The sequence below is a fragment of the Pseudomonas sp. QD4 genome, from assembly GCF_049199125.1.
GTDB lineage: Bacteria > Pseudomonadota > Gammaproteobacteria > Pseudomonadales > Pseudomonadaceae > Aquipseudomonas.
Map to the genome: position 1 here is coordinate 1,786,443 of NZ_JBLZOM010000001.1, position 23,996 is coordinate 1,810,438.

Genomic DNA, 23,996 nt, shown 5'->3' on the forward strand with positions numbered 1-23,996 from the left:
GGGGGCACCCCGGCGCTGCCGGCGTGTTTCCGCGGGGGGCCAACTGTGGCCCTGCGGGGGGGGGCCCACGGCTCACTGCCGGAGCGAGGGCATGCCGAGCCTAAGCGAGGCACCGAGTGGTGGGGCAAGAGCGTTTTGCTTACTTTTGACTGGGCCGGCATTCCGGCTGTTCAAAAGTGAGCCGCTGTAAGAGCGGAACCATAAGTAGCCGTGACCGCAACAATGGATATGCCCCCCCATAAACCCGAGGTGCCAGGTCTTGGGGCCGCTGCGCGACCCAGCGGGAGCAAGCTCCCTCGCCACAGCAAGCTCCTTCACCACAGCCAGCGCCCTCACCACAGCCAGCTCCCTCACCTCAAAAAAACGCCCTTGCCAGAGCAACGAATCAGCTCCCGCACCAAATCCCCCCGCACCACCAGCCAAAAAGCTCACCCCTGCAACGCCAAAGCCAACCGCTCCAACCCAATCCCAAACCCCGCCCCCTCCCGATAAGCCCCCGCCCCCACCACCTGCTGCTGCGCCCCCAACCGCGGACATCGCACCTCAAACCCCTCCCCACCCAGGTAATAGGTCAACCCCCGCTTGACCCCCAACTCAAGCTGATACTCCAGACCCAACCCATCAAGAAACCCCACACACAACTCCCGGCTGCGCTGCAACGCACGCTGCGGATCCGGCCCCAGAATCTCCAGCCCCAACTGGGTGAACTCGCGATAACGACCCGCCTGCGGCCGCTCATAGCGATAACAACGCGCCACATAGAAAAACGCCGCCTCTTCACGCCCCGCCAGCAAGGTGCCAGCGGTTTCCTGGAACAGCGCCGTGGCTTCCGGAATCAGGCAGCACGGCCGCCCGGCCTTGTCGTTGAAGGCCCACATCTGGCCGATCACTTCGCTGCCACCGGCTTTCTCGATAAAGGTGTCCTGGCCCCAGAGCGCCGGAACTATGACTTCTTCAGCACCCGCTTCGATGAAGCCAGCTCCGGAAGCGTCCTTCCAGGGTGCGCAGGGCGGCGGCTTGTTGGCCGGTGATCATTCGGGTTCCACGGAGCATCGTCATTGGTATTTCCTCGTTCTGGCTGTTTGCCAGGCAATAAAAAAGGCGCCTTGTGGGCGCCTTGGTTTTTTCATCGTTGGTCAGTGAGTCGTTGCAGCCACTGACGGTTCGATGCGCATAAGCGACCACGGCCCCCGGGAATGAGGTCCGTGATGATGGATGCGGGAATTCAGGTCAGAAAAAATCATCGCGCATCCTTGCACGGCGCACGGGGTACTGACAAGCGCTTCTCAACCCCGCTTCAGGCAGCGCTGATAGCGTTCATCGACCCGCTTGGCGAACCAGGCGGTGGTCAGTTTGCGGGTGATTTTCGGGCTCTTGAGCTCGATCCCCGGCAGCAGTTGGCGCGGCACTGGCTTGCCGGCGGCCTGGTCGGCCAGGGCAAATACGCGCTGGTAGAGCCGGGTCTTTTCAAAGTCCAGGCTGTCGCCCTGCTCCAGCTGATCGCGAATGCTCGGGTTGCGCATGTCCAGCTGTTTACCCAGGGCGCGCACCGCCAGTTCGGTGGTGCCGGGCATGATCGAGTCATAGCGGATCAGGTCGCCGTCCAGGGCCAGGGCAATGCCCGACGCCCGGCTCACGGCATTCTGGAAGGCGGCGTTGCGGCTGGCGTACCAGCCGGCGTTGAAGTCGGCAAAGCGGTACAGCGGCTGCGGGTAGTTGGCCGGGTACCCCAGCAGGTGGGCAATGCCGAAGTACATCCCGCCACGCCGGCTGAAGACCTCCTGGCGAATCGAACCGTCGACCGTATAGGGGTAGTCCCGCGCCTGCTTCTCGGCAAAGGCGATGCTGACCTGCATCGGCCCGCCGGTGTGCACCGGGTTGAAGGTGCCAAACAGGGTTTTGCCCATGGGCACCATGCCGATGAAGTCGTCGAAGATCGCGCTCAACTGCTTCTCGGTGCGGGCACTGGCCAGGCGCTCGCTGTAGCTCTTGCCAGTGGGTGAGCGCACTTGCAGCGCGGCACTCACCAGCAGCGCCGGCACATGCACGGTGGCCGCCCGGCGGTCGATCTCCTGGCGGGCGATCTTGCCCAGCCCCGGCACCGCAGGGTCGACCTGGAAGGTGGACTCCTGCTCGGTGACCGCCAGCACCGCACACAGGTTCTGCGTGCTGGGCTCAATGCCCTGGGCGGTGAACGCCACCTGGATATCCCGGGCCCAGCCGGCACGGTCGGCGGTCTGTGCCGGCAGCAGGCGCTCGACCCGGGCCTGGACCTGGGCGGGAGACAAGGGCACCACCTGGGGCGCGGTGCCCGAGCCGGCGCAACCGGCCAGGACCAGCAGCGCGCCGAGCAGCGCAAGGGGACGATAAACGTGCATAAGGCTCCTAACCAGGCAGTGCCCGAGAAACAGGCAGGCAAGGATATCGACTGCCCGCGCGCCCGGTGGTTCGCCAGCAGCGCCCGAAGGCGGCGCGCAACCTCGGTCGCCCTGGCCCATTTGCGATTATAGTGGCCCCCGCCCCTGCGACACTCGCCTCGCAGATTCCTCACTCCCGGCGGACCCCAGCCCCATGTTTACCCGCGAAGATTTCCAGCAACTGGCCCGGACCTCCCTGGCCAACCCCAGGTTCGTGGCGGGCTATCGTGGCCTGCATTACAGCACCTACCCGCAATACGCGTTCCAGGTGCCGGACAGCGAGCAGACCCTGCGCATCACCCGCGCGCCCAAGGCCGCCGCCGACAATGGCCTGGGGTTCTGGCTGGCCGCCGAGAGCATGGATTTCACGCCCCAGCGCGAGCGCTATTTTGCGCCCTACCTGGCCGATGCCGCCTTTGAACCGTTGTCCGAACCGGCCCTGCTCAAGCAGATTGCCGACTGTTGCGCCGAACTGATCCAACCGCCGCCGCTGCCCCTGATCAGCGACCAAACCTTCCAGGGCGCGTTGCTGATGTATTCGCTGGACACCGACCTGCTGGTGTCGCTGTTTGCCGAATACAGCCACGAGTACCTGCATTTTTATTGGACCAGCACCGCGTAAAACCCCGTGGCGGACTATTGTGTGTAGGTCGCGCACTGTGTAGGTTTTGCCCACCCCGCTCGACCTTTCCGACATGGAGTAGTGTGCAATGTTGACCCTGGATTTTTTCATCACCTCGCTGATTGTGGTGCTGATCCCCGGCAGTGGCGTGATCCTGACCATCTCCACCGCCCTGGTGGCCGGCAAGCGCGCCAGCCTGTACACCGCCCTGGGCTGTACCGCCGGGATCGTCCCGCATCTGCTGGCCTCGGTGCTCGGCCTTTCGGCCATCCTGCACACCAGCGCCCTGGCCTTTCAGGGCCTGAAGTTCGCCGGCGTCGCCTACCTGCTGTACCTGGCTTATGCCACCTGGCGTGATCGCTCGGCCTTTGCCGTCGACAGCTCGATGCCCGCCAGCAGCGCCGGTGGCCTGATCCTCAAGGCCTGCCTGCTGAATATTCTCAACCCCAAGCTGACGATTTTCTTCCTGGCCTTCCTGCCGCAGTTCATCAGCCACGATGGCGCCGCCCCGGCCATGCAGATGCTGACCTTGAGCGGCGTGTTCATGGCCATGACCTTTGCCGTGTTCGTGCTCTACGGCGTGCTGGCCAACCTGTTCCGCACGGCAGTGATCGAGTCGCCCAAGGTGCAGAACTGGCTGCGCCGCAGCTTTGCCGCCAGCTTTGCCGGGCTGGGGCTGAACCTGGCGTTCAGCCAGCGCTGAAACCCGCGGCCCGGGGCCGCACCACCGGCATGCATTGATCCCTGACCGAGGACAAGGCCATGAACCGCAGCGACGTACTGATCATTGGCGCCGGCCCCACCGGCCTGGTACTGGCGCTGTGGCTCGCCCGGCAGGGAATCAAGGTGCGGATCCTCGACCAGACCAGCGGCCCCGGCACCACGTCCCGGGCGCTGGCGGTACAGGCCCGGACCCTGGAGCTGTACCGCCAGCTCGACCTGACCCAGACCATCCTCGACCAGGGCCATCAGGTGCCGGCGGTCAATCTCTGGGTCCGTGGCGAACCCACTGCCCAGCTGCCGCTGGGGGCCATCGGCGCCGACCTGACACCCTACCCCTTCCTGGAAATTTTCCCCCAGGATCTGCACGAACAGCTGCTGATCGAGCGCCTGGCAAACCTGGGCGTCAGCGTGGAACGCAACACCCAATTGCTGGCCTTTGACGACCACGGCCACCTGCTCAGCGCCCGCCTGCGCGGTGCCGATGGCGTCGAGGAAACCTGCCAGGCCTATTACCTGGCTGGCTGCGACGGCGCCCACTCCACGGTGCGCAAGACCCTGGGCACGGGCTTCCCCGGCGGCACCTATGAACAAGTGTTCTACGTGGCCGACGTCGAAGCCAGCGGCCCGGCGCTGGATGGCCAGCTGCATATCGACCTCGACGAAGCGGACTTTCTCGCTGTGTTCCCCCTGGCCGACCCGGGCCACGCCCGGCTGATCGGCACCGTACGCGACGCCCGTGCGCAGCACCCGCAGGCCCTGAAGTTCGAAGACGTCAGCCAGCGCGCCCTGCACCACCTCAAGGTCGAGGTGGCGCAGGTCAACTGGTTTTCCGCTTATCGGGTGCACCACCGGGTGGCCGAACAATTTCGTCGCGGCCGGGTGTTTCTGCTCGGCGACGCGGCCCATGTGCACAGCCCGGCCGGGGGCCAGGGCATGAACACTGGGATCGGAGACGCCATCAACCTGGCCTGGAAACTCGCCGCGGTGTTGACCGGCAAGGCCACGCAAAGCCTGCTGGACACCTATGAAATCGAACGCATCGAGTTTGCCCGGCGCCTGGTGGCGACCACCGACCGGGTGTTCAGCTTCGCCACCGCCGACGGGCCGATTGCCAACCTGCTGCGCACGCGCCTGGCGCCGCTGCTGATCCCCCGGGTCGCGGCGCTGGAGTCGGCCCGCGAGCTGCTGTTTCGCACCGTGTCGCAGATCACCCTCAACTACCGGGGCATGCCCCTGAGCGTCGGCAGCAGCGGCCATGTGCATGGCGGTGATCGCCTGCCCTGGGCCCATGACGCCGACAGCGACAACTTCGCCAGCCTGGCGCTGATTGGCTGGCAAGTGCATGTGTATGGCGACACCAGCGATGAGTTGCAGGCCTGGTGCAGGGCCCATCAACTGCCCGTGCAGCAGTTTCCCTGGCACCCGGCCCACGCCACGGCGGGCCTGGCGCGCAACGGCTTTTACCTGTTGCGCCCGGACACCTACGTGGCGCTGGCCGAACGTTCGGCGGACCCCAAGGTGCTGGAGCGTTACTTTGCCGAACGCGACCTCACGCCCTGGAGCAACGGCGTACCCAAGCCCTAGAAGCTGGCCTTGACCGACAACATGAAGTTGCGCGGATCGCCGTAGAAGTTGCCGAAGCCTTCGGTGCCGACGGTCCGGTAGTAGCGCTTGTCGAACAGGTTGTTGCCGTTCAGGGCCAGGGACCAGGTGTCATCGATGCGGTAACCGATGCGCCCGTTCCAGATCGCATAACCGGCCTGGGTGATATGCCTGCTGCTGGTCGGCGAGGTGCGGTAGTTGTCGCTTTGCGCATTGACCCCGGCGCCAATGGAGAACTTGTCCAGCGCCCCGTCCAGGGCATAGTCGCCCCACACCCGCAGCAGGTGGCGCGGCACATAGGAGTTGCCCGCCGAACCGTTCTTGCTGGTATCGGCGTCTTCCAGGGTCTTGGTCTGGGTGTAGGTGTAGCCGGCCAGCAGTTGCAGGCGTTCGATCACTTCACCGCTGACTTCAGCCTCAAAGCCCTGGGCCCGGACCTTGCCCGAGTTCATCGAGCAGCTGCTGTCCGGGCACGCCGGGTCGTCCTGCACCGCATCTTCCTGCAGGGTGCGGAACAGGTTGAACGCGCTGTTCAGGCGCCCGTCGAACCACTCGCCCTTGATCCCCAGTTCGTAGTTCTTGCCAATCAGCGGCTTGAGCGATGAACCGTCGAAGCTGCGGTAGCTGCCCTGAGGCGTGAAGATATCCGAGTAGCTGGCGTAGGCGGTCAGGTTGTCGTTGAGGTCATACAGCACCGCAGCAAAGGGCGTGACCTGGCCGGTTTCCTTGGACTTGGCGTTGATGGGCGTGCGCGTGTCCATCCAGTAACTGAGGGAGTCATTCTCCGAGCTGTACCAGCTGACGCGACTGCCGACCACCAGGGTCAGCGGGTCGGCCAGCTTCAGGCGCAAGGTCGAATAAGCGCCGTATTGCTGGATATGGATATCCACCGGGCCGCCCCGCGTGGAGTGGGTGTCGTAGTAGCTGTCGTCGGGCTCGGGGATGTGTTTATCCGGGTTGAACACATTCTGGCGCTGGGGCAATGCCGCCACCGCGTAGAAATCGTCCTTGCGCGAACGACTGGCATTGGTCCCGACAATCAGTTCGTGCTCCTGGCCAAAGGCCTGGAATTTGCCATCGACGTAGGCATCGAAGCCGTAGTCGACCTGATCGTAGTCATAGATGCTGCCCAGCATCAGGGTGTTGCTGCTGGTGCTGCCCACCGGCACCGCGCCACTCGGGAAGGCGTACGCGATGTCCTGGGTGTTCTTGCTGTAGACCCCGGCCACCTTGAGCGCCCAGTTGTCATCGAACTGGTGCTTGAGATCGCCGAAGTAGGTGATTTTCTTGCTGCGCGAGTTGTTCCAGGCGGTGTTGAGGCAGGTGGAACGGCTGAGCTTCAGGTCGCTGCCGTCGCTGTAGCGTGGCAGGCCGCCCCAGCATGGGGTGGAATCCACATCTTCATACGCCAGGCCCAGGCCCAGGGTAGTGTCGGGGCTGAGGTCGAAGTCCAGGGCGCCGTAGTACACCTGATCGCGGCGCTCGGCATTGTCGTAGAAATACTGCCGGCTCTGCTGGGCCACCACGGCCCGGCCACGAATGGTGCCGGATTCATTCAACGGGCCGCCCGTATCGACCTGGCCCCGGTAGTTGTCCCAGGAGCCGGCCGACATCGTCAGCTCGGTGTGGGGGGTGGCCTGGCCGCGCTTGCGCACAAAGTTCACCGAACCTGCGGTGCCGCCCGCGCCCTTGAGCATCCCGGCGGCGCCGCGCAACACTTCGACCCGGTCATAAAAAGCCATGTCGCTGTTGAAGCTGTCGGCCTGCACGTAGCTGCTGCCCATGTCCAGCGGCACGCCGTCGAACTGGTACTGGCCGGTCATGCGAAAGCCCCGGGAGTAGAAGTATCTGCCGCCCATGGGCGAGTCGTAGAGAGTGATGCCGGGGGTCTTTTCCATCACCTGATCGATGGTGTCGAGGTGCTGGTCATCCATCATCTTGCGCGTGATGACCGTCACCGACTGCGGGGTTTCCTTCAGCGAATGGGCACCCTTGCTGATGGTCACCGCGCCGGTGGTGTAGGAGCCCGAGCCTTCGGTGGTGGCGTTCAGCGCCTGGGCCTGGACGCTGGTCACCCCCAACTCGAGGGCCGAGCCGGCATTGGGCGCGGCGCGCAGCACGTAGCTGCCGTTGCTCTGCGGTTCGGCCTGCAGGCCGCTGCCGGAGAGGATCCGGGCAAAGCCTTCGTCGACCCCGTAATCACCCTTGAGCCCTGCCGAACGCCGCCCTTCGGTCTGCTGCGCATCGAAGGAAATCGCCGCCCCGGCGGCACTGGCAAAACGGCTCAGGACCTCGGTCAAGTTGCCCGCGGCGATATCGAAACTGCGCACCGCGCCCTGCTGGACGGGGCTTTCGGCCATGGCCAGCGGCAGCGTGAGCGCCGAGTACAACGCAACCACTCCCCACAACCCTGCCTTCACCGCAATCGACAGCCCCGCCGGCTTCGGCTTGTGAACTTCAGACATGCTTTCCCTTCCCCAATGACAAAAATGAATCCACTGGGGGATAAGCCGAACCAGGGGCAAAAAAACTGCAAAGGCTAATGAGAATTTTTCAAAAAAACTGCTCAGGCCCCGGAAACCGTGACCCAGTAAGGCGTGTAGCGATTGATCGTGAGGGAGAAACCGCTCTGCAACGCCGCCAGCGCCAGGTCGGTGTTATCGATGGGAAAGGCCCCGGAGATTTTCAGGTCGGCGATGCGCGAGTCGCAGCGCACGACACCGCGCCGGTAACGCGACAGGTCGGCCAGCAACTCGCCCAACGGCCGATTGATGGCAATGATGCTGCCCTGGCGCCAGGCGCCCAGGGTGACGTCATTGAGCGCCACCGTGCCCAGGCCCCGAGCGTTCAACTGCAGGTGCCGGCCGGCGTCCAGGCGCAGGGGCGCACCGGCACCGCTCGGGCTGACCTGCAGTGCCTGGTCCATGGCTGCCACCTGGTCCCCCTCGGCCGACGAGCGCACCAGGAACCGCGCGCCCGAGGCCAGAACCTGGCCGTAGCGGGTGTCGACCCGCAACGGTCGCTGCAAGGGATCGACCACGCTGTTGACCAGAATCTCGCCCCAGAGCAATTCCAGCACCCGCTGCTGGCCATCGAAACGCACATTGACCGACGTGTCGGTGTTGAGCAGCAGCGAACTGCCGTCCGCCAGGCGCACTTCGCGGCGTTCGCCGACCTCGGTGCGGTAGTCGGCCAGCAGGTTCTGCGCGGTTTCGCTGCGCCAGCCGAGGGCGCCCAGGGAACCGGCCGCAGCCACCAGCACCAGCCCGCGCAGGACCTCGCGCCGCGAATGGCTGGCACCGCGCAGGGTCGGCGCGGCCAGGCGCCCCGGCACGGCGGCCATCTGCTCGCCGACCTGCTGCACGCGCGTCCACGCCTCGCGGTGCAGCAGGTCGGCAGCCAGCCACTGGTGCCAGGCCTGTTGTTCCTGCTCGGTCTGGCTGCCGGACCTGAGCCGCGCATACCAGCGCGCAGCGGCGCTGATGGCTTGCAGTTCGGCAGCTGATAGTTGCGGGCCGGACAGGCTCATGGGCACTGCATCCGGATCTGCATCAGGCAGCAATGCTCCATGGCCTTGGCCATGTAGTTGTTCACCGAACGCTCGGAGATCCCCAGGCGTTCGGCAATCTGCGGGTAGGTCAAGCCGTCGAACTGCGACAGGATGAACGCCTGGCGCACCTTGCTGCCCAGGCCTTCGAGCATGCGGTCGATGTCCAGCAGCGCCTGCAACAGGATCGCCTGCTCTTCCGGCGATGGGTACTCGGCCTCGGGCACGTTGGCCAGGGCCTCCAGGTAGGACTGCTCCAGGGAGCGGCGGCGAAACAGGTCGATCAGCAGGCCCTTGGCGACCCGCGACAGATAGGGCCGCGGCTCGCGGATTTCCATGGCATTGCGCGCCGTGATCACCCGTACGAACGTGTCCTGGACCAGGTCCGCGGCATCGCAGGCATTGCCCAGGCGCTGGCGCAACCAGCCGTGCAACCAGCTCTGGTGCTCGGAGTAGAGGGTGTTGACGGCGCTGCGAAGGGACAAGTCGTCGGCGGGCATGACACAGAAAATTCACGTTTGATAATGAATCGCATTGTCATGTAGCACTCAGGGCTTGGCAATAGCCATCAACCGGGTTTGTTCAATCGCGATGGGCTCATGACCGATCGACCGATCTCGGTAAGGGAGGTGGACCGTGACGCGGGCCCTCTATCGACTTTTTGCAATCACACCCGTCATGTATTGATTCAAATCGCGAAAATCCTGAACTTTCCACGAGAACGGCGCCAGCTTTACACCGTTCTCTTGCAAGGTCTTTGGAATCAGGTTGCCGTTGGGGCGAAGGATTACCGACGACACGATAACCCCCGGATAATCATTCAGACGCTTCTTGAACGCGGACGTCGTGAGGTCGGGTGTAGGAGGATTGCTTTTATTGGCCAGTGGCCCTGTGGCCTTGATATCGGCTCCGTGGCACATGGCGCATCTCTGCAGATAGAGCGTCTTGCCATTGGCAATATCCGCGACGGAAAGTGATGTTTGAAGCAGCGATAACACCCCTAGCGAAGCGATGAACAATCTTCTTATTTTCATGTGCCACATGTCCTTATGGTGTCAATCAGCTCTGACTCCAGGGCTACCCCGACAGCGCCACTGCAACCCTCGATGTTCTCGATGACGCTCAAACCGAGAGGGCTGATTGGCAATGGGCCGCGCCCCACAAACCTGACTTCAATACGTTGATTTAGTTGAACAAACACTAATCACGGTGATTAGAAGCGCGCCATTCTCCTTTGGCGCGTACTGGCTTGCAAGGAGCGCCCTGAGGGACTTGTGAGCCCTCAGGGATCAGCCCGGGTTTGCCGCCAATGCCTCAGCCCTGCCGGAAACGGTGCCGTGGGCACCCGGGCACCAAGTGGTCGATGGCGAACAGGTCGCCGGACTCGGGGTAGCGCGCCAGTTCCTCGGCGCTCATGGCGAAGCGGGCACTGGTGATAAACAGGGTGCGCAGGTCCGGCCCGCCGAAACAGCAACTGGTGGGACGTGGCACTGGCATCGCCAGCTCCCGGGTCAATTCGCCGTGACGGTCGTAGTGCAACAGACAGCCGCCGTTGAACTGGCAGACCCAGATCCCGCCTTCGCGGTCGATGGCCAGGCCGTCGGGGCGGCCCAGGTGCGCCGGGGTTTCGGCAAAGACCGAGACCGGCCCCAGCCCGCCCTCGCCCGCCGCGTAAGGCGCCTGGTAGATTCGCCGCGCCACCGAATCGACAAAAAACAGCTGCCGGCCGTCTTCGGACCAGACCAGCCCATTGGGCAGGCCCAGGGGCTGGTGCAGCAGGCTGGCGCCGAGCTGACGGTCGTAGCGCAGCAGTTTGCCGCTGTCCGGGCTGTGGCCCTCGTCCATCAGCCCTGTGACAAATCGCCCCTGCGGGTCGCAGGCGCCGTCGTTGAAGCGCCAGGAGGCCGGCCCGGCCAACGCCGCCGAGCGCTGAACAGGTGCCAGGCTCCGGCTATCGAGAATCGCCACGGCAGTGTCTTCGGTGAAGATCAGGTTTCCACTGTCGGTCAGGGCCAGGGCGCCAATCCGTGCCGCACTGCGGTACAGGGTGGCGAGTGTGCCCCCGGCATCCAGGCGATGGATGCGACCGCCGGAGATATCGACAAAGTACAGAATCTGCCGCTGCTCATCCCAGACCGGGCTTTCGCCAAGGTCGGCCTGGGCCTTGGCCACCCGGCGCACCCTCAAAGGCTCAGGCATGCCGTGTCTCCTTGATGCTGGCCCACAACCGGGCGACGTCGGCGGCGCTGGCGGCGTGCACCCGGGCCAGGTCCAGCGGGTAGTCGACGCCAGGATTTTCCTCGAAGCGGGTGGCGCTGAACTGGCCGTTGCTGGCCCGCAGGATATAGCCGCTGTCGTGGCAATCGGCGCTGGCCAGGTAGATGACACCCGGCGCCACCGCTTCGGGCGTGAGGTCCGGCGGCTGGCCGGAGATACCCCACATGCGGGTCTTGGCCACCGGCGACACGGCGTTGACCAAAATCCCGTGCGCGGCGCCCTCCATGCTCAACGCGTTCATGATCCCCAGTTGCGCCATCTTGCCGGCGGCATAGGCCACCAGTCCGGCCTGGGCGTAACGCTGGTACATGGCCCGGTCAGAAGTGGTCAGCACCACCCGTGGCGCCGGCGATTGCCGCAGGTGCGGCCAGGCATGCTTGCAGAGCCAGATCGGCGCCTGGATATTCACCGCCACGGCCCGCTCGATAAACCCGGTGTCCACGCTTTCGATGGGCTGGTAACCGACCCAGCCGGCGTTGTGAATCAGAATGTCCAGGCCGCCAAAGGCGTCCAGGGCACGCGCGATCAACTGCTGGCAACTCGCCTCCTCGGCCAGGCTGCTGCTGTCGCCCAGTACCGACAAACCGTCGGCTTGCAGGCTGCGTGCGGCCTCCTGGACCACGTCGGCATCGCTGCCGACTCCGCTGCGATCAGTGCCCGGATCATTGATCAGCACCTGGGCGCCCCGTTCGGCCAGCGCCCGTGCATACACCAGGCCCAAGCCGCGGCCAGCGCCAGTAACGATGGCGGTCCTACCTTTGAAATTCATGCTGGAGTCCTCCTTTTTTTCCAGCCTAACAACAATGAAATCAAGGGTTTAATACTTAATACAGGCGCTTTTGAGACGTTCCAGGTATCAGCCACAACGCCGCGCGGCGACCCGATGGCAGGGGCCCATGGTCAGGACCGGGCGAGAAAGTTATTCTGCCGCCACTCGCGCCCGAATCGGTGGCGCTCCACCAAGGATGGACACGGCGAATGAGATTCGCGATCGGCCTGTTTTTCTGCTGTGCGCTCGGCACCGCCCTGAATGCCCACGCGGCAGAAACCGTCAACGACATCACTCAGCTCAACCCCATCGTGGTCGACCAGGTGGCCCGGCCCACGACCCTGGAGCAGATCGCGCAACTGGTGGCCACCCACCCCGGGCCCATCGCCATCGGTGGCGGGCGCTACAGCATGGGCGGCCAGACCGCCACCGAGCATGCGTTGCAGATCGATATGCGCGGTTTCAACCGGGTGCTGGATTTTTCCAAAGAGCGCAAGGAGATCACGGTCCAGCCGGGGATCACCTGGCGGGCCCTGCAAGACGTTATCGACCCCCATGACCTGTCCGTCAGCATCATGCAGAGCTACGCCAACTTCACCGTTGGCGGCGCCCTGAGCGTCAACGCCCACGGGCGTTACGTCGGTTATGGCCCGCTGGTGACCTCGGTCAAGGCCATCAAGCTGGTGCTGGCCAACGGTCAGGTGGTCGAGGCCAGCCCGCAGCACAACGCCGATCTGTTCTACGGCGCCATCGGCGGCTACGGCGGCCTGGGGGTGATAGTCGAAGCCACCCTGCGCCTGAGCGACAACGTGCGCCTGTTGCGCAGCGTCGAAGAAATGCCCCTGAGCGACTACCGGCCCTTTTTCGTCAAACAGATCGAGCACGATCCCAAGGTTATCCTGCACAACGCCGTGCTCTACCCCGACCAGTATCAGACCCTGCGCGCCGTGTCCTACCGCCAGACCGAGCTGCCGCTCACCGTCGCCGAACGCCTGACACCCCTGGACCGCAACTACTGGAAAGAACAGAAAGCCTTGAAGGTCGTGAGCCAGTGGCCCATGGGCAAGACCCTGCGCCAGGATGTGATCGACCCGCTGGTGTTGAAGAAGCCACAAGTGAGCTGGCGCAACCACGAAGCTAGCCTCGACGTGCGCGAACTGGAACCCGACTCCCGGGCCAAGCGCACGTACGTGCTGCAGGAATATTTCGTGCCCCCGGCGCAACTGGAGAGCTTTATCCAGGAGATGGGCGCCACCCTGCGCGCGCACCAGGTTAACGTGATCAACCTGTCGATCCGCCACGCCAAGGCAGATCCCGGCACCCTGCTGGCCTGGGCCAAGACCGACGTCTTCGCGCTCGTGCTGTATTACCAGCAGAGCACCGCGCCGGCAGCGCGGGATGACGTGCGGGAATGGACCCGGGCCCTGGTGGACAGCGCGATCGAGCGTGGCGGCAGCTATTACCTGCCCTACCAGATCCACGCCACGCCGGCGCAGTTTCGCGCGGCCTATCCACGGGCGCCCGAGTTTTTTGCGCTCAAGGCTCGGGTCGATCCAGGGAATAAATTTCGCAATAAATTGTGGGATGCGTATGGGGTCGGAGGTTAAACCCGGGCCCACGCACACTGCCCGTTCATGCTATGGATTGCCGCCCCTTCGCCGCTTGCCCGGAGAACCCCTCGAATGATCGAAACCCGCCTGCTCAGGCAGTTTATCGCCGTGGCCCAGGAGCTGAATTTTCACCGCGCGGCGATCCGCCTGCACATGGCCCAGCCGCCCCTGAGCCAGGCAATCAACCGCCTGGAAGACAAACTCGGCTTCAGCCTGTTCACCCGGGACAAGCGCGAAGTGCGGCTGACCGTGGCCGGCGCGGACTTTCTCGACACCGCCCACGCCACCCTCCAGACCCTGGAGCACGGCGTCGAACAGGCACGCAAAGTGGCCAAGGGCATGGCCGGCAGCTTGACGGTCACCGCCATTTCCATCGCCGGCTACCCGTTTTTGCTGCACAGCCTCAAGGCCTTTCGCCAGGCCTACCCGCAGGTGCAGTTGATCATCCGCGAGATGCCGTCCGCCGAGCAGGCCAAGGCGCTGCTGACCGGCGACAGCGACATCGCCTTTATGCGCCAGTTGCCGCTGCCGGGCGGTCATCTGGCGTCACGGCTGATTCTCGATGAACCCGTGCTGCTGGCCCTGCCCCGCGATCACGCGCTGGCCACGCACAGCGAGGTGCAGTTGCAGGACTGTGCCACCGAGGATTTTGTGTTTACCCCGCAAGTGCTGGGCAGCGGGTACCACGCACAGTTGATTGCCTTGTGCGAAAGCGCCGGTTTCTACCCGCGCATCGTGCAGGAGGCGGCGCAGATCCAGACCCTGCTGGGCCTGGTGGCCTGCGGTTTCGGTGTGGCCCTGGTGCCGCAATCGTTCGCCGCCAGCGGCCTCAGGGATGAGCTGGTGTTGCGCCCGCTGGCCCCGGTCAGCCATTCGCCGAACCCGGGCATCGGCCTGTACATGAACTGGAACCGGCTGCCGGCATCGATCCCGCTGGAGAACCTGCAGGCGCTGCTGGAGCAGCACCTGCCGCCGGTTGCGGCCTGATCCGGGTCAGATCCCGTCGCGGGCCAGGTCCATGGCGAAGTAGGTGAAAATCAGGTCGGCGCCGGCACGCTTGATCGAACCCAGGCTTTCACGCACCACCCGCTGCTCGTCGATGGCACCGGCCAGGGCGCCGAATTTGATCATCGCGTACTCGCCACTGACCTGATACGCGGTCAGCGGCAGGCGCGACACTTCGCGGATATCGCGAATGATGTCGAGGTAGGCCCCCGCCGGCTTGACCATCAGCGAATCAGCACCTTCCTGCTCGTCGAGCAACGACTCGCGCACCGCTTCGCGGCGATTCATCGGGTTCATCTGGTAGCTCTTGCGGTCACCCTTGAGCGCGCTGCCGCCGGCTTCACGGAACGGGCCGTAGAGCGCCGAGGCGAACTTGGTCGAGTAGGCCATGATCGCAACGTGGCTGAAGCCGGCCTGATCCAGGGCCCGGCGAATGGCCTGGACCTGACCGTCCATGGCCGCCGACGGCGCGATCACGTCGGCGCCGGCACGGGCCGCGGCCACGGCCTGCTTGCCCAGGTTAATCAGGGTCTGGTCATTGTCCACTTCATGGCCGTGCACCACGCCGCAATGGCCGTGGTCGGTGTATTCGCAGAAGCAGGTGTCGGACATCACGATCATTTCCGGCACGGCGTCCTTGGCGATACGCGACATGCGCGACACCAGGCCGTTGTCATTCCAGGTGTCGCTGCCGGTGCTGTCCAGGTGGTGGGACACGCCAAAGGTCATCACCGACTTGATCCCGGCCCGGGCGTAGCGCTCAATTTCGCCCGCCAGCTTGGACTCGGGGATGCGCATCACCCCCGGCATGCTCTTGATCGGCACGAAGTCGTCGATTTCTTCCTCGACGAAAATCGGCAGCACCAGGTCGTTGAGGGTGAACTCGGTTTCCTGGAACAGGCTGCGCATTTGCTCGGTGCGACGCAGGCGACGTGGACGGGCTTCGGGGAACTGGCTGGACATGGGATTTCCTAACGGCAGGCCAAGTGTAAACAGGACCAAAGTCTAAAAAGGGGCAAAGCTTATGCCTTGAATGCCAAGGGCACAAACACCGCTTTGCCAAGAGTATTTTTCCGCTTTCGTAACAATGGAATTGTTGACTAGTATTGGCCTCCCCCCCGTGACAGGAGTCACTCCGATGTTCGATATCCAGAACTACGGCAGTTTTATTGCCGCCATCGTGATTTTCCAGATGATTCCTGGCGCCGGCACCCTGACCATTCTCAATGCCACGGCGCGCAATGGCGTCAACGCGGGGATCGGCGCGGCGATGGGCACCCTGCTCGGGGACATCATCTATATGGTCGCCGCCGTCGCCGGGCTGGCCGCGCTGATGCAGGCCAACCCAATGTTGTTCCAGGGCCTGCAATGGTTCGGCGCGGCCTACCTGTGCTGGATGGGCGTGCAGTTGCTGCGCACCCCGATTAAGGCGGAAGACTCGGGGCTCGAGCCCAAAACCTCGGGCTGGGTCTATTTCCGCACCGGGCTGGCCGTGGCCATGACCAACCCGAAAGTGATTCTGTTTTTCGTGGCGTTTTTCCCGCTGTTCATTCGTCCGGACGGCTCCAGCATGACCCTGCTGGTGATGATGCTGCACATCACCGCCATCAGCCTGGTGTATCAGGTCGGCCTGGTGCTCCTGGGCAACGCCGCGGCGATCCGCCTCAAGGCCCTGCCCATGGCGCGGCGCATCGCGACCCGGGTTGCCGGCCTGGCGCTGATCGGTTTTGGCATCAAGCTGGCGACCAACAACCGCTGATGACCCTGGCCCCCGGTGCGCCGGGGGCCGGGTGTTGGCTCACAGGTCGAGGCGGCCCTGGATGCAGGTCACGACCGCGCCACCGATCCAGATTTCCTCGCCCCGCTGCTGCACGTGAATCCTGCCCGCCCGGCCCATGCTCAGGCCCTGGCTCACCACGTAGCTCGACGGCGCCAGGCCCGCACCCAGCAGCCATTGGGCGATTCCGGCATTGAGGCTGCCGGTGGCCGGGTCTTCGGGCATGCCGTCCCCGGCGATAAAGGCCCGCACTTCAAACTGCGCATCGGTATCGTCGCGTTGCGGGTCGCATGGGGCGATAACGCCTACGGCCAGGCCTTGCAGCTGCGGGTAATCGGGTTGCAACTCCAGCACTTGCTGGCGTTCGGCGAGCATCAGCGCCATCCAGCCGGCGCCGTTATCGACCCATTGCGCCTCGACAATCGCCCCCGGCGCCAACCCCAGGCCACGCCGCGCCTGCTCCAGCAACTCGGGCTCGACCGCACCCGAGCGCAACAGTGGCGGCGCGAGAAAAGCCAGGTCCGCGCCCTGGCGCCGAATGCGCACCAGGCCGACCTCGCACTCCTGAATCACCTCCTCGCCCTGGGGCACGCCACCGGCTTGCAACCAGGCATGGCAACTGCCCAGGGTCGGATGACCGGCGAAGGGCAACTCTTCCAGGGTGGTGAAAATCCGCAGCCTATAGTCGGCCCGCGGGTCCCGGGGCTTGAGCACAAAGGTGGTTTCGCTGAGGTTGGTCCAGCAGGCGAAGGCCGCCATGCGCTCATCACTCAACTCATCGGCCCCCAGCACCACCGCCAGCGGATTGCCCTTGAGCGGTTGGGTACTGAACACATCCACTTGCCTGAAATCGAATTGGCTCATTGCCGGTCCCGGGTTGAATTAGCACGCTGAAGAAGGGTTATCGGATAGCGCTGTAGCCGCCAGGCTCGGACCGCGTTCGGGCGCTGGCCCGAGCCTTCGGCAGCGGCTACAGGTTTACACCGGCTTGGGGATTTCCAGCCCGCGGATCACGGCGGGCCGGGCCAGGAAGCGGTCCAGCACCCGTTGCACGTTGGGGAAGTCCTTGAAACCCACCAGATCGCCAGCCTCATAGAAGCCGATCAGGTTGCGCACCCAGGGGAAGACCGCGATATCGGCGATGGTGTAGCGCTCGCCCATGATCCAGTCACGGCCGGTCAGGCGCCCTTCGAGCACGCCCAGCAGGCGCTTGGATTCAGCCACGTAACGGTCGCGCGGACGCTTGTCCTCGTAGTCCTTGCCGGCAAATTTATTGAAGAAGCCAAGCTGGCCGAACATCGGGCCGATGCCGCCCATCTGCCACATCAGCCACTGGATCGTCTCGTAGCGCGCGGCGGATTCCTGGGCCAGCAATTGCCCGCTCTTATCGGCCAGGTAAATCAGGATCGCCCCCGATTCGAACAAGGCCAGCGGCTGGTCGCCCGGGCCGTGGGGGTCGAGAATCGCCGGGATCTTGTTGTTGGGGTTCAACGACAGGAACTCCGCGGACAACTGATCGTTGGTGTCGAAACCGACGCGGTGCGGCTCGTAGGGCAGGCCGATTTCCTCGAGCATGATCGAGACCTTGACCCCGTTGGGCGTGGGCAAGGAGTACAGCTGTATCCAGTCAGCAAACTGCGCGGGCCACTTCTGGGTGATGGGAAAGGCTGAGAGATCAGTCATGACAGGTTTCCAGTGACGGTCAGGGGGGCTGTGCCGCAGGCGCTAGAGCGGCGGCGGATCGATTATAAGCGTCACGCGGCGAGACGCATTCTTAAATCGGCAACATCCTGTGGTTAAGCTCGCTCACACCCTGGGGCCAAGGCGCATACAGTGCCATCAGCCTGCCAGGATCGAACCAAAAGCCGTGCAGGGACTCAGACAACTACCTTCGGGTGGATGCATCGCTTATGACAGGGAAAACCACAGGCCACCGCCAGGGTGCCGTGCAAAGGTTTGTCAGCCTCAATCGAATGCGCTGAAGAACACCTATTCAATGACCAAGCTGCTGAACCTCGCCAAACGCCTTAAACATCGCGGTTACATCGTGCTCCCGGCCCTGTTGCTCGTCAGCGGCCTGCTGCTGTCGCTGGAATCCGGCGAGAGCCGCGCCCAGCCGGCCGACGGTACCCAGACCCTGGTGTTCCTGCGCCACGCGGAGAAACCCGCCGGCGGTCTCGGCCAGCTCAATTGCCAGGGCCTGAACCGCGCCATCGACCTGGCCTCGCTGCTGCCCGAAAAATTCGGCAAGGCCGACTACGTGTTCGCCGCCAACCCGACGCGCAATGTCGAAGAAGGCGAGTTCGATAATTCCTACAGCTACATCCGTCCGCTTATGACCATCAGCCCCAGCGCGATCAAGCTCGGCCTGCCGGTGAACATCGAGTTTTCGGCCAACGACACCAGTGCCCTGGCCGATGAGCTGCTCGAAGACCGCTACCACAACTCGATTATCTACACCGCCTGGTCCCACGGTTACCTGCCGGAACTGATCAACAAGGTGGCCCAGGAAGCCGTCGGCGATAAGCGCACCATCACCGACGATTGGGCTTCCAACGATTTCGACACCCTGTATGTGCTGACCCTGACCTGGCACAACGGCAAGGCCACCCTGCTCAGCCGCAACTACAAGCAAGGCCTGGACAACGGCCAGGAAAGTTGCCCGAGCTGATCCCTAGGCCGGGACCTGGGTGCCCTGATGGAAGATCATCTGCCAGCGCCCCTGGTCAAAGCGCCAGATCGAACTGCGGCGGGAATCGAGTGCCGGCTGCCCGGCGGTCTCGGCGCGACGACAGCGATAGGTCGCCAGCACCAGCACGTCCGACAGACGCTTGACCGAAAAATCACTGATGCTGCGCTCGACGAACTCATCCCCCGGCAGGCGTTGCAGCACTTCGGAACGGTGCCAGGTGCCACCGCTGGCGCCGAATTCAAAAAAGTCCTCGGCCAACAGTGCCCGCAACTTTTCGCGGTCGGCGCGGACCTCGGCCTGCAGCAGGCGGTTTTCCAGATCGAGCAATTGTTGATGCAGACTCATGGGGGTTCTCCTCCTTGGATAATCGACAGGCCAGGCCTCCTGGCCACGTCATCGATGCCGCGGCATCACGCACTCAGGCGTGTTGCAGCCCGTAGGCTGAAATAAACGGCGCCCGATCATTAACCGGTGGCGCCCCCCCTGTCCAGCCTCTTACCGCGCCGCTGACAGCCCGGCCAGCACGGTACGCCGTGCCAAAGGAGCAAAAGCCCGCGGCTTTGGTTAGTCTTGCCCGGCGCCACGCGGCGACCCCAGCGAACGAACCGAGGCCCTGCATGAAATTCACCACCATCTCCATTGCCCGCAAGCTCAAATTCTACCAACTGCTGGTGTTCGACCAGGTGCTGCAAAGCGGCTCGCTGGTACGCGCGGCCCAGGCGCTGAACCTGACCCAGCCGGCGGTGACCAAGATCATCCACGAGCTGGAATCCTATTTCGACGCACCGCTGCTGGTACGCAGCAACCGCGGGGTCACGGCCACCGAGCTCGGCGAACTGGTGGTACTGCGGGCCAAGTCGCTGCTGGCCGAACTGCGCTCGCTGACCGACGAGGTCAACGCCTTTCAGGAAGGCACCGCGGGCCAGGTCATGGTCGGCACGCTGATTTCCGCCTCAACCTCGCTGCTGCCCAAGGCCATTCGCCTGCTCAAGCAACGGGCGCCAGGGGTCCTGGTGTCGTTGCGCGTAGGGCAGATGGACCAGTTGTTCCCGGCGCTCGCGGTGGGCGAAGTGGACCTGGTGGTGGGCCGGGTTCCGGACGACTGGAGCTGGCGCAACCAGTCGCCGAGCCTGGACGTCGAGGTGCTGTATGGCGAAGAGTTGAGTGTGGTCGCTGGGGCCGCGCACCCGCTGCATGGCAAGGGCGCCATCAGCCTGCACGACCTGCACGCCTACCCCTGGGTGCTGCCGACCCGCGACTCGCTGCTGCGCCGCACGTCCGACCAGATGTTCGCCGCCGCCGGGCTGTCGACACCGGACAATGTTGCAGAGTCGCTGTCGATCCTGACCAACCTCAGCCTGATGCAGGACCAGCGCACCGTGGCCCTGATGCCCTACGAGGCGACCCTGCAGTTTGTCGCGGCCGGCATGCTCAAGGCCTTCGATCTGGGGGCTCCGATGCAGTTCGGCGATATCGGCTGTTTCTTCTCCAATGCCCGCAACCTGGGCCCGGCCGCGCGCCTGTTCCGCGAATGCCTGTACCTGGCCGCCCGCGAAGAATCGGACCCACAGCAGGCCAGCCTCGAGACCTGAATCCATATATTCCAATCACTAATAGACAACCCGGAGTATTTGATTATTAACTAATACTTGGCCTGCCTACACTCGCTCCGAAACCCAAGTTCCGGAGGTTCGCGTGTCCACTGCCCTGCCCCTGTTGCGCCATTTCATCGCCGGCGAATTTGTCGCCAGCGCCAAGACCTTTGCCAACATCTCGCCCATCGACGGCCGCCAGCTGAGTCAGGTCTGCGAGGCCGACGCCCATCAGGTCGACCAGGCCGTGGCCGCCGCCCGCGCTGCCCAGGCAGGCCCCTGGGCCGCTTACAGCAGCAGCCAGCGCGCCGACATGCTGCTGCGCATCGCCCAGGGCATCGAGCAGCGTTTCGAAGAGTTCGTGGCCGCCGAAGTCGCCGACACCGGGCGCCCGGTGCATCAGGCGCGAACCCTGGACATCGCCCGCGCCGTGCACAACTTCCGCACCTTCGCCGAGCTGCTGCGCCAGTCCGGCGGCGAGTACTTCGAGATGCGCGCCGCCGATGGCAACGAGGTGTTCAGCTACACCGTGCGCAAACCCCATGGTGTGGTGGCGATCATCTCGCCGTGGAACCTGCCGCTGTTGCTGCTGACCTGGAAAGTCGCCCCGGCCCTGGCCTGCGGCAACTCGGTGGTGGTCAAGCCGTCGGAAGACTCGCCCTCCAGCGCCACCCTGCTGGCCGAGGTCATGCGCGATGCCGGCCTGCCCAGCGGCGTATTCAACCTGGTGCACGGCTTCGGCCCGCAGTCCACGGGCGAGTTCCTGACCCGCAACCCGGACGTCGACGCCATTACCTTCACCGGCGAGACCCGCACCGGTTCGACCATCATGAAAGCCGCCGCCGAAGGGGTGCGTGAAGTGTCCTTCGAACTGGGGGGCAAGAACGCAGCGGTGGTGTTTGCCGACTGCGATTTCGACGCCGCCGTGGCCGGGGTCTTGCGCTCAAGCTTCAGCAACTCGGGCCAGGTCTGCCTGTGCTCGGAACGGGTGTACGTCGAACGGCCGATCTACGAGCGGTTTGTCGCGGCCATGGCGGCCGGGGCCGAAGCACTGAAGATCGGCTACCCGGATGAAGACGGGGTCAACATGGGCTCGCTGATCTCCCACAAGCATCGGGACAAGGTCCTCGGCTATTTCCAGCTGGCCCGGGATGAAGGCGCGACCCAGGTCGCCGGGGGCGGCGTGCCGCACTTTGGCGACGCCCGGGACAATGGCGCCTACGTGCAGCCGACCATCTGGACCGGGCTCGGCGACGACGCGCGCTGCATGCGCGAAGAGGTGTTCGGCCCTGTGTGCCATATCGCCCCGTTCGACAGCGAGGACGAAGTGGTGCGCCGGGTCAACGATTGCGCCTACGGCCTGGCCACTGCCCTGTGGACCCGCGACCTGAAGCGCGCGCACCAGGTGTCGCGGCGTTTTCACGTGGGCATGGTGTGGGTCAATACCTGGTTCCTGCGCGACCTGCGCACCCCGTTCGGCGGTGCGCGGCTGTCGGGCCTGGGTCGCGAAGGCGGCCACCATTCCCTGGATTTCTACTCCGCGATCACCACCATTTGCGTCAACCCTTGAGCGGGAGCTTCCCCATGCATGCAGCACTTCTTCAAGCCGCCGAGCGCCTGCACCAGGCCCAGCTCACCGGCCAGCCCTGCGCCCCGCTGCGCGAGCTGATCGCCAGCGCCCAGGCCGACCTGCCGCAACAGGCCGCCATCGACCTGGCCTATGCCGTGCAACGCCATAATAACCAACGAGCGATCGCGGCCGGACGGCGCCCGGTGGGGCACAAGATCGGCCTCACCTCGCGCGTCGTGCAGCAACAGCTGGGGGTGGAGCAACCGGACTTCGGCCAGCTGTTCGCCGACATGGCCCGGGGCGATGGCCAGCCCATCGCCTGGACCGACACCCTGCAACCCAAGGTCGAGGCGGAAATCGCCCTGGTCCTGGAGCACGACCTGACCCATGAGCGGCACACCGTGGCCGACCTGATCCGCGCCACCGCCTTTGCCCTGCCGGCCATCGAAATCGTCGGCAGCCGCATCGCCAACTGGGACATCCGCCTGCTCGACACCATCGCCGACAACGCCTCCTCCGGCCTGTTCGTGCTCGGCAGCCGCCCGGTGCCACTGGCGACCCTGGACCTGGTGCGCTGCGGCATGCACATGACCCTGCGCGGCGAGCCGGTCTCGGTCGGCGCCGGCGCGGCCTGCATGGACAACCCGCTGAACGCCGCCCTGTGGCTGGCCGACACCCAGGTGCGCCTCGGCCAGCCCCTGCGTGCCGGCGACGTGCTGCTCACTGGAGCCCTGGGGCCGATGGTCGTGGCCCGGCCCGGCGACAGCTTTACCGCGCATATCCAGGGCCTGGGCAGCGTCACCGCCGCCTTCGCCGCCGCGCACTGAACAAGGACTGGCACATGCAACCGAAAATAAAAGCCGCCATCATCGGCTCGGGCAATATCGGCAGCGACCTGATGCTGAAGATTCTGCGCCAGGCCCGGCACCTGGAGATCAGCGTGATGGTCGGCATCGACCCCGCCTCCGACGGCCTTGAACGCGCGCGCCGGCTGGGCGTGGCCACCACCCATGAAGGGGTCGAAGGCCTGCTGCGGATGCCGCAGTTCGCCGAGATCCAGATCGTGCTCGACGCCACCTCGGCCACCGCCCACGTGCGCAACGACGCCCTGCTGCGCCAGGCCCGGCCAGGCATCCGCCTGATCGACCTGACCCCGGCGGCCATCGGCCCGTATTGCGTGCCGGTGGTCAACCTGGAACACAACCTCGACCAGCTCAACGTCAACCTGATCACCTGCGGCGGCCAGGCGACCATTCCCATGGTCGCTGCGGTGTCACGGGTAGCGACCGTGCATTACGCGGAAATCGTCGCCTCGATCGCCAGCAAATCCGCCGGTCCCGGGACCCGGGCCAATATCGACGAGTTCACCGAAACCACGGCCAAGGCCATCGAAGTCATCGGCGGCGCAGCCAGGGGCAAGGCGATCATCGTCATGAACCCGGCCGAGCCGCCGCTGATGATGCGCGACACGGTGTACGTGCTGTCGGCCGCCGCCGATCCGCAGCGGGTCGCCGCCTCGATCGAAGAGATGGCCGCGGCGGTCCAGGTCTATGTGCCCGGCTATCGCCTCAAGCAGCAGGTGCAGTTCGACCCGATCAGCGCCGACGCGCCGTTGTACCTGCCCGGGATCGGACGCTTCAGTGGCCTCAAGACCTCGATCTTTCTTGAAGTCGAAGGCGCCGCCCACTACCTGCCTGCCTACGCCGGCAACCTCGACATCATGACCTGCGCCGCGTTGGCCACCGCCGAACGCATGGCCCAGTCCATGAGCCACTGCCGCTGAGGAACCGCGC

At 64.7% G+C, this 23,996-nt stretch carries 23 protein-coding genes; 11 read left to right on the forward strand and 12 right to left on the reverse strand.

Annotated elements, in window-relative coordinates; translation table 11 throughout:
- Nucleotides 1–428: 428 nt before the first annotated feature.
- Nucleotides 429–971, reverse strand: a complete 543-nt coding sequence (locus ACOZJV_RS07695) for an ATP phosphoribosyltransferase regulatory subunit (protein WP_201132151.1) — start codon at nucleotides 969–971, stop codon at nucleotides 429–431.
- Between the two features lie 315 nt (nucleotides 972–1,286).
- Complete coding sequence (locus ACOZJV_RS07700) at nucleotides 1,287–2,378, reverse strand: DUF1615 domain-containing protein (RefSeq protein ID WP_078473634.1); 1,092 nt, start codon at nucleotides 2,376–2,378, stop codon at nucleotides 1,287–1,289.
- A 193-nt stretch (nucleotides 2,379–2,571) separates the two neighbouring features.
- Here ACOZJV_RS07700 and ACOZJV_RS07705 point away from each other — a divergent pair, with 193 nt between their 5' ends.
- The 3 genes from ACOZJV_RS07705 (at nucleotide 2,572) to ACOZJV_RS07715 (ending at nucleotide 5,346) form a co-directional block, all read left to right on the forward strand.
- Nucleotides 2,572–3,039 (forward strand): hypothetical protein, encoded by a 468-nt coding sequence (locus tag ACOZJV_RS07705; RefSeq protein WP_421547258.1) that lies wholly within the window; start codon nucleotides 2,572–2,574, stop codon nucleotides 3,037–3,039.
- 88 nt (nucleotides 3,040–3,127) lie between these two features.
- Nucleotides 3,128–3,742 carry a LysE family translocator gene (locus ACOZJV_RS07710; RefSeq protein ID WP_421547259.1) on the forward strand — a complete coding sequence of 205 codons (615 nt, stop codon included), beginning with the start codon at nucleotides 3,128–3,130 and terminating at the stop codon, nucleotides 3,740–3,742.
- Between the two features lie 59 nt (nucleotides 3,743–3,801).
- Entirely contained in the window at nucleotides 3,802–5,346 is a 1,545-nt protein-coding gene (locus ACOZJV_RS07715) for an FAD-dependent oxidoreductase (RefSeq protein ID WP_421547260.1), read from the forward strand.
- Here ACOZJV_RS07715 and ACOZJV_RS07720 read toward each other — a convergent pair.
- The 6 genes from ACOZJV_RS07720 to ACOZJV_RS07745 all read right to left on the reverse strand — a co-directional run bounded on the left by ACOZJV_RS07720 (nucleotide 5,343) and on the right by ACOZJV_RS07745 (nucleotide 11,957).
- Complete coding sequence (locus ACOZJV_RS07720) at nucleotides 5,343–7,829, reverse strand: TonB-dependent siderophore receptor (RefSeq protein WP_421547261.1); 2,487 nt, start codon at nucleotides 7,827–7,829, stop codon at nucleotides 5,343–5,345. The two genes, ACOZJV_RS07715 and ACOZJV_RS07720, sit on opposite strands and share 4 nt — an antisense overlap.
- 101 nt (nucleotides 7,830–7,930) lie before the next feature.
- Complete coding sequence (locus tag ACOZJV_RS07725) at nucleotides 7,931–8,893, reverse strand: FecR domain-containing protein (RefSeq protein WP_421547262.1); 963 nt, start codon at nucleotides 8,891–8,893, stop codon at nucleotides 7,931–7,933.
- Nucleotides 8,890–9,411, reverse strand: coding sequence for a sigma-70 family RNA polymerase sigma factor (locus ACOZJV_RS07730; RefSeq protein ID WP_078473639.1), 522 nt, complete (start codon nucleotides 9,409–9,411; stop codon nucleotides 8,890–8,892). The genes ACOZJV_RS07725 and ACOZJV_RS07730 overlap by 4 nt, the downstream gene beginning before the upstream one ends.
- Before the next feature lie 150 nt (nucleotides 9,412–9,561).
- Entirely contained in the window at nucleotides 9,562–9,945 is a 384-nt protein-coding gene (locus tag ACOZJV_RS07735; protein WP_078473640.1) for a c-type cytochrome, read from the reverse strand.
- A 280-nt stretch (nucleotides 9,946–10,225) separates the two neighbouring features.
- Nucleotides 10,226–11,110, reverse strand: a complete 885-nt coding sequence (locus ACOZJV_RS07740; RefSeq protein ID WP_421547263.1) for an SMP-30/gluconolactonase/LRE family protein — start codon at nucleotides 11,108–11,110, stop codon at nucleotides 10,226–10,228.
- Entirely contained in the window at nucleotides 11,103–11,957 is an 855-nt protein-coding gene (locus tag ACOZJV_RS07745) for an SDR family NAD(P)-dependent oxidoreductase (protein ID WP_421547264.1), read from the reverse strand. Before ACOZJV_RS07745 ends, ACOZJV_RS07740 begins: the two co-directional genes overlap by 8 nt.
- A gap of 209 nt (nucleotides 11,958–12,166) precedes the next feature.
- Between ACOZJV_RS07745 and ACOZJV_RS07750 the strand changes: the two genes are divergently transcribed.
- Both ACOZJV_RS07750 and ACOZJV_RS07755 read left to right on the forward strand, forming a co-directional pair.
- Nucleotides 12,167–13,564 (forward strand): FAD-binding oxidoreductase, encoded by a 1,398-nt coding sequence (locus tag ACOZJV_RS07750; protein ID WP_421547265.1) that lies wholly within the window; start codon nucleotides 12,167–12,169, stop codon nucleotides 13,562–13,564.
- Between the two features lie 75 nt (nucleotides 13,565–13,639).
- Nucleotides 13,640–14,554, forward strand: a complete 915-nt coding sequence (locus ACOZJV_RS07755; protein WP_421547266.1) for a LysR family transcriptional regulator — start codon at nucleotides 13,640–13,642, stop codon at nucleotides 14,552–14,554.
- Between the two features lie 6 nt (nucleotides 14,555–14,560).
- Here ACOZJV_RS07755 and hemB read toward each other — a convergent pair whose 3' ends face one another.
- The gene (gene hemB / locus ACOZJV_RS07760; RefSeq protein WP_020297054.1) at nucleotides 14,561–15,535 is read right to left on the reverse strand and encodes a porphobilinogen synthase; all 975 of its coding nucleotides are present in this window, start codon (nucleotides 15,533–15,535) and stop codon (nucleotides 14,561–14,563) included.
- Between the two features lie 175 nt (nucleotides 15,536–15,710).
- Here hemB and ACOZJV_RS07765 point away from each other — a divergent pair, with 175 nt between their 5' ends.
- Nucleotides 15,711–16,331, forward strand: coding sequence for a LysE family translocator (locus ACOZJV_RS07765; RefSeq protein ID WP_078473645.1), 621 nt, complete (start codon nucleotides 15,711–15,713; stop codon nucleotides 16,329–16,331).
- Between the two features lie 39 nt (nucleotides 16,332–16,370).
- On the opposite strand, the gene ACOZJV_RS07770 is transcribed toward ACOZJV_RS07765, so the two are convergent.
- Together ACOZJV_RS07770 and ACOZJV_RS07775 are read right to left on the reverse strand one after the other, a co-directional pair.
- Nucleotides 16,371–17,213, reverse strand: a complete 843-nt coding sequence (locus tag ACOZJV_RS07770; RefSeq protein WP_421547267.1) for a PhzF family phenazine biosynthesis protein — start codon at nucleotides 17,211–17,213, stop codon at nucleotides 16,371–16,373.
- Nucleotides 17,214–17,327: 114 nt separating this feature from the next.
- Complete coding sequence (locus ACOZJV_RS07775) at nucleotides 17,328–18,032, reverse strand: glutathione binding-like protein (RefSeq protein ID WP_078473647.1); 705 nt, start codon at nucleotides 18,030–18,032, stop codon at nucleotides 17,328–17,330.
- A gap of 313 nt (nucleotides 18,033–18,345) precedes the next feature.
- Between ACOZJV_RS07775 and ACOZJV_RS07780 the strand changes: the two genes are divergently transcribed.
- Nucleotides 18,346–19,020, forward strand: a complete 675-nt coding sequence (locus tag ACOZJV_RS07780; protein WP_078473648.1) for a histidine phosphatase family protein — start codon at nucleotides 18,346–18,348, stop codon at nucleotides 19,018–19,020.
- A 3-nt stretch (nucleotides 19,021–19,023) separates the two neighbouring features.
- Here ACOZJV_RS07780 and ACOZJV_RS07785 read toward each other — a convergent pair whose 3' ends face one another.
- Complete coding sequence (locus ACOZJV_RS07785; RefSeq protein WP_078473649.1) at nucleotides 19,024–19,386, reverse strand: DUF4440 domain-containing protein; 363 nt, start codon at nucleotides 19,384–19,386, stop codon at nucleotides 19,024–19,026.
- 272 nt (nucleotides 19,387–19,658) lie between these two features.
- Between ACOZJV_RS07785 and ACOZJV_RS07790 the strand changes: the two genes are divergently transcribed.
- The 4 genes from ACOZJV_RS07790 (at nucleotide 19,659) to ACOZJV_RS07805 (ending at nucleotide 23,986) form a co-directional block, all read left to right on the forward strand.
- The gene (locus tag ACOZJV_RS07790; protein WP_078473650.1) at nucleotides 19,659–20,633 is read left to right on the forward strand and encodes a LysR substrate-binding domain-containing protein; all 975 of its coding nucleotides are present in this window, start codon (nucleotides 19,659–19,661) and stop codon (nucleotides 20,631–20,633) included.
- A gap of 103 nt (nucleotides 20,634–20,736) precedes the next feature.
- A complete protein-coding gene (locus ACOZJV_RS07795; protein ID WP_421547268.1) occupies nucleotides 20,737–22,203 on the forward strand; it encodes a 2-hydroxymuconic semialdehyde dehydrogenase in 1,467 nt (488 codons plus the stop codon).
- 14 nt (nucleotides 22,204–22,217) lie between these two features.
- The gene (locus tag ACOZJV_RS07800; protein ID WP_421547269.1) at nucleotides 22,218–23,030 is read left to right on the forward strand and encodes a 2-keto-4-pentenoate hydratase; all 813 of its coding nucleotides are present in this window, start codon (nucleotides 22,218–22,220) and stop codon (nucleotides 23,028–23,030) included.
- Nucleotides 23,031–23,044: 14 nt separating this feature from the next.
- On the forward strand, nucleotides 23,045–23,986 hold the full coding sequence (locus ACOZJV_RS07805) for an acetaldehyde dehydrogenase (acetylating) (protein WP_421547270.1): 942 nt from the start codon (nucleotides 23,045–23,047) through the stop codon (nucleotides 23,984–23,986).
- The last annotated feature ends 10 nt before the right edge of the window (nucleotides 23,987–23,996 follow it).

Bases quoted from the DNA above. Each gene is read 5' to 3' on its own strand.
- ACOZJV_RS07800 (WP_421547269.1), top strand. From the start codon at position 22,218: ATGCATGCAGCACTTCTTCAAGCCGCCGAGCGCCTGCACCAGGCCCAG.
- ACOZJV_RS07785 (WP_078473649.1), bottom strand. From the start codon at position 19,386: ATGAGTCTGCATCAACAATTGCTCGATCTGGAAAACCGCCTGCTGCAG.
- ACOZJV_RS07730 (WP_078473639.1), bottom strand. From the start codon at position 9,411: ATGCCCGCCGACGACTTGTCCCTTCGCAGCGCCGTCAACACCCTCTAC.
- ACOZJV_RS07805 (WP_421547270.1), top strand. From the start codon at position 23,045: ATGCAACCGAAAATAAAAGCCGCCATCATCGGCTCGGGCAATATCGGC.
- hemB (WP_020297054.1), bottom strand. From the start codon at position 15,535: ATGTCCAGCCAGTTCCCCGAAGCCCGTCCACGTCGCCTGCGTCGCACC.
- ACOZJV_RS07770 (WP_421547267.1), bottom strand. From the start codon at position 17,213: ATGAGCCAATTCGATTTCAGGCAAGTGGATGTGTTCAGTACCCAACCG.
- ACOZJV_RS07725 (WP_421547262.1), bottom strand. From the start codon at position 8,893: ATGAGCCTGTCCGGCCCGCAACTATCAGCTGCCGAACTGCAAGCCATC.
- ACOZJV_RS07780 (WP_078473648.1), top strand. From the start codon at position 18,346: ATGACCAAGCTGCTGAACCTCGCCAAACGCCTTAAACATCGCGGTTAC.
- ACOZJV_RS07715 (WP_421547260.1), top strand. From the start codon at position 3,802: ATGAACCGCAGCGACGTACTGATCATTGGCGCCGGCCCCACCGGCCTG.
- ACOZJV_RS07750 (WP_421547265.1), top strand. From the start codon at position 12,167: ATGAGATTCGCGATCGGCCTGTTTTTCTGCTGTGCGCTCGGCACCGCC.
- ACOZJV_RS07790 (WP_078473650.1), top strand. From the start codon at position 19,659: ATGAAATTCACCACCATCTCCATTGCCCGCAAGCTCAAATTCTACCAA.
- ACOZJV_RS07705 (WP_421547258.1), top strand. From the start codon at position 2,572: ATGTTTACCCGCGAAGATTTCCAGCAACTGGCCCGGACCTCCCTGGCC.
- ACOZJV_RS07775 (WP_078473647.1), bottom strand. From the start codon at position 18,032: ATGACTGATCTCTCAGCCTTTCCCATCACCCAGAAGTGGCCCGCGCAG.
- ACOZJV_RS07700 (WP_078473634.1), bottom strand. From the start codon at position 2,378: ATGCACGTTTATCGTCCCCTTGCGCTGCTCGGCGCGCTGCTGGTCCTG.
- ACOZJV_RS07740 (WP_421547263.1), bottom strand. From the start codon at position 11,110: ATGCCTGAGCCTTTGAGGGTGCGCCGGGTGGCCAAGGCCCAGGCCGAC.
- ACOZJV_RS07735 (WP_078473640.1), bottom strand. From the start codon at position 9,945: ATGAAAATAAGAAGATTGTTCATCGCTTCGCTAGGGGTGTTATCGCTG.
- ACOZJV_RS07720 (WP_421547261.1), bottom strand. From the start codon at position 7,829: ATGTCTGAAGTTCACAAGCCGAAGCCGGCGGGGCTGTCGATTGCGGTG.
- ACOZJV_RS07755 (WP_421547266.1), top strand. From the start codon at position 13,640: ATGATCGAAACCCGCCTGCTCAGGCAGTTTATCGCCGTGGCCCAGGAG.
- ACOZJV_RS07745 (WP_421547264.1), bottom strand. From the start codon at position 11,957: ATGAATTTCAAAGGTAGGACCGCCATCGTTACTGGCGCTGGCCGCGGC.
- ACOZJV_RS07765 (WP_078473645.1), top strand. From the start codon at position 15,711: ATGTTCGATATCCAGAACTACGGCAGTTTTATTGCCGCCATCGTGATT.
- ACOZJV_RS07710 (WP_421547259.1), top strand. From the start codon at position 3,128: ATGTTGACCCTGGATTTTTTCATCACCTCGCTGATTGTGGTGCTGATC.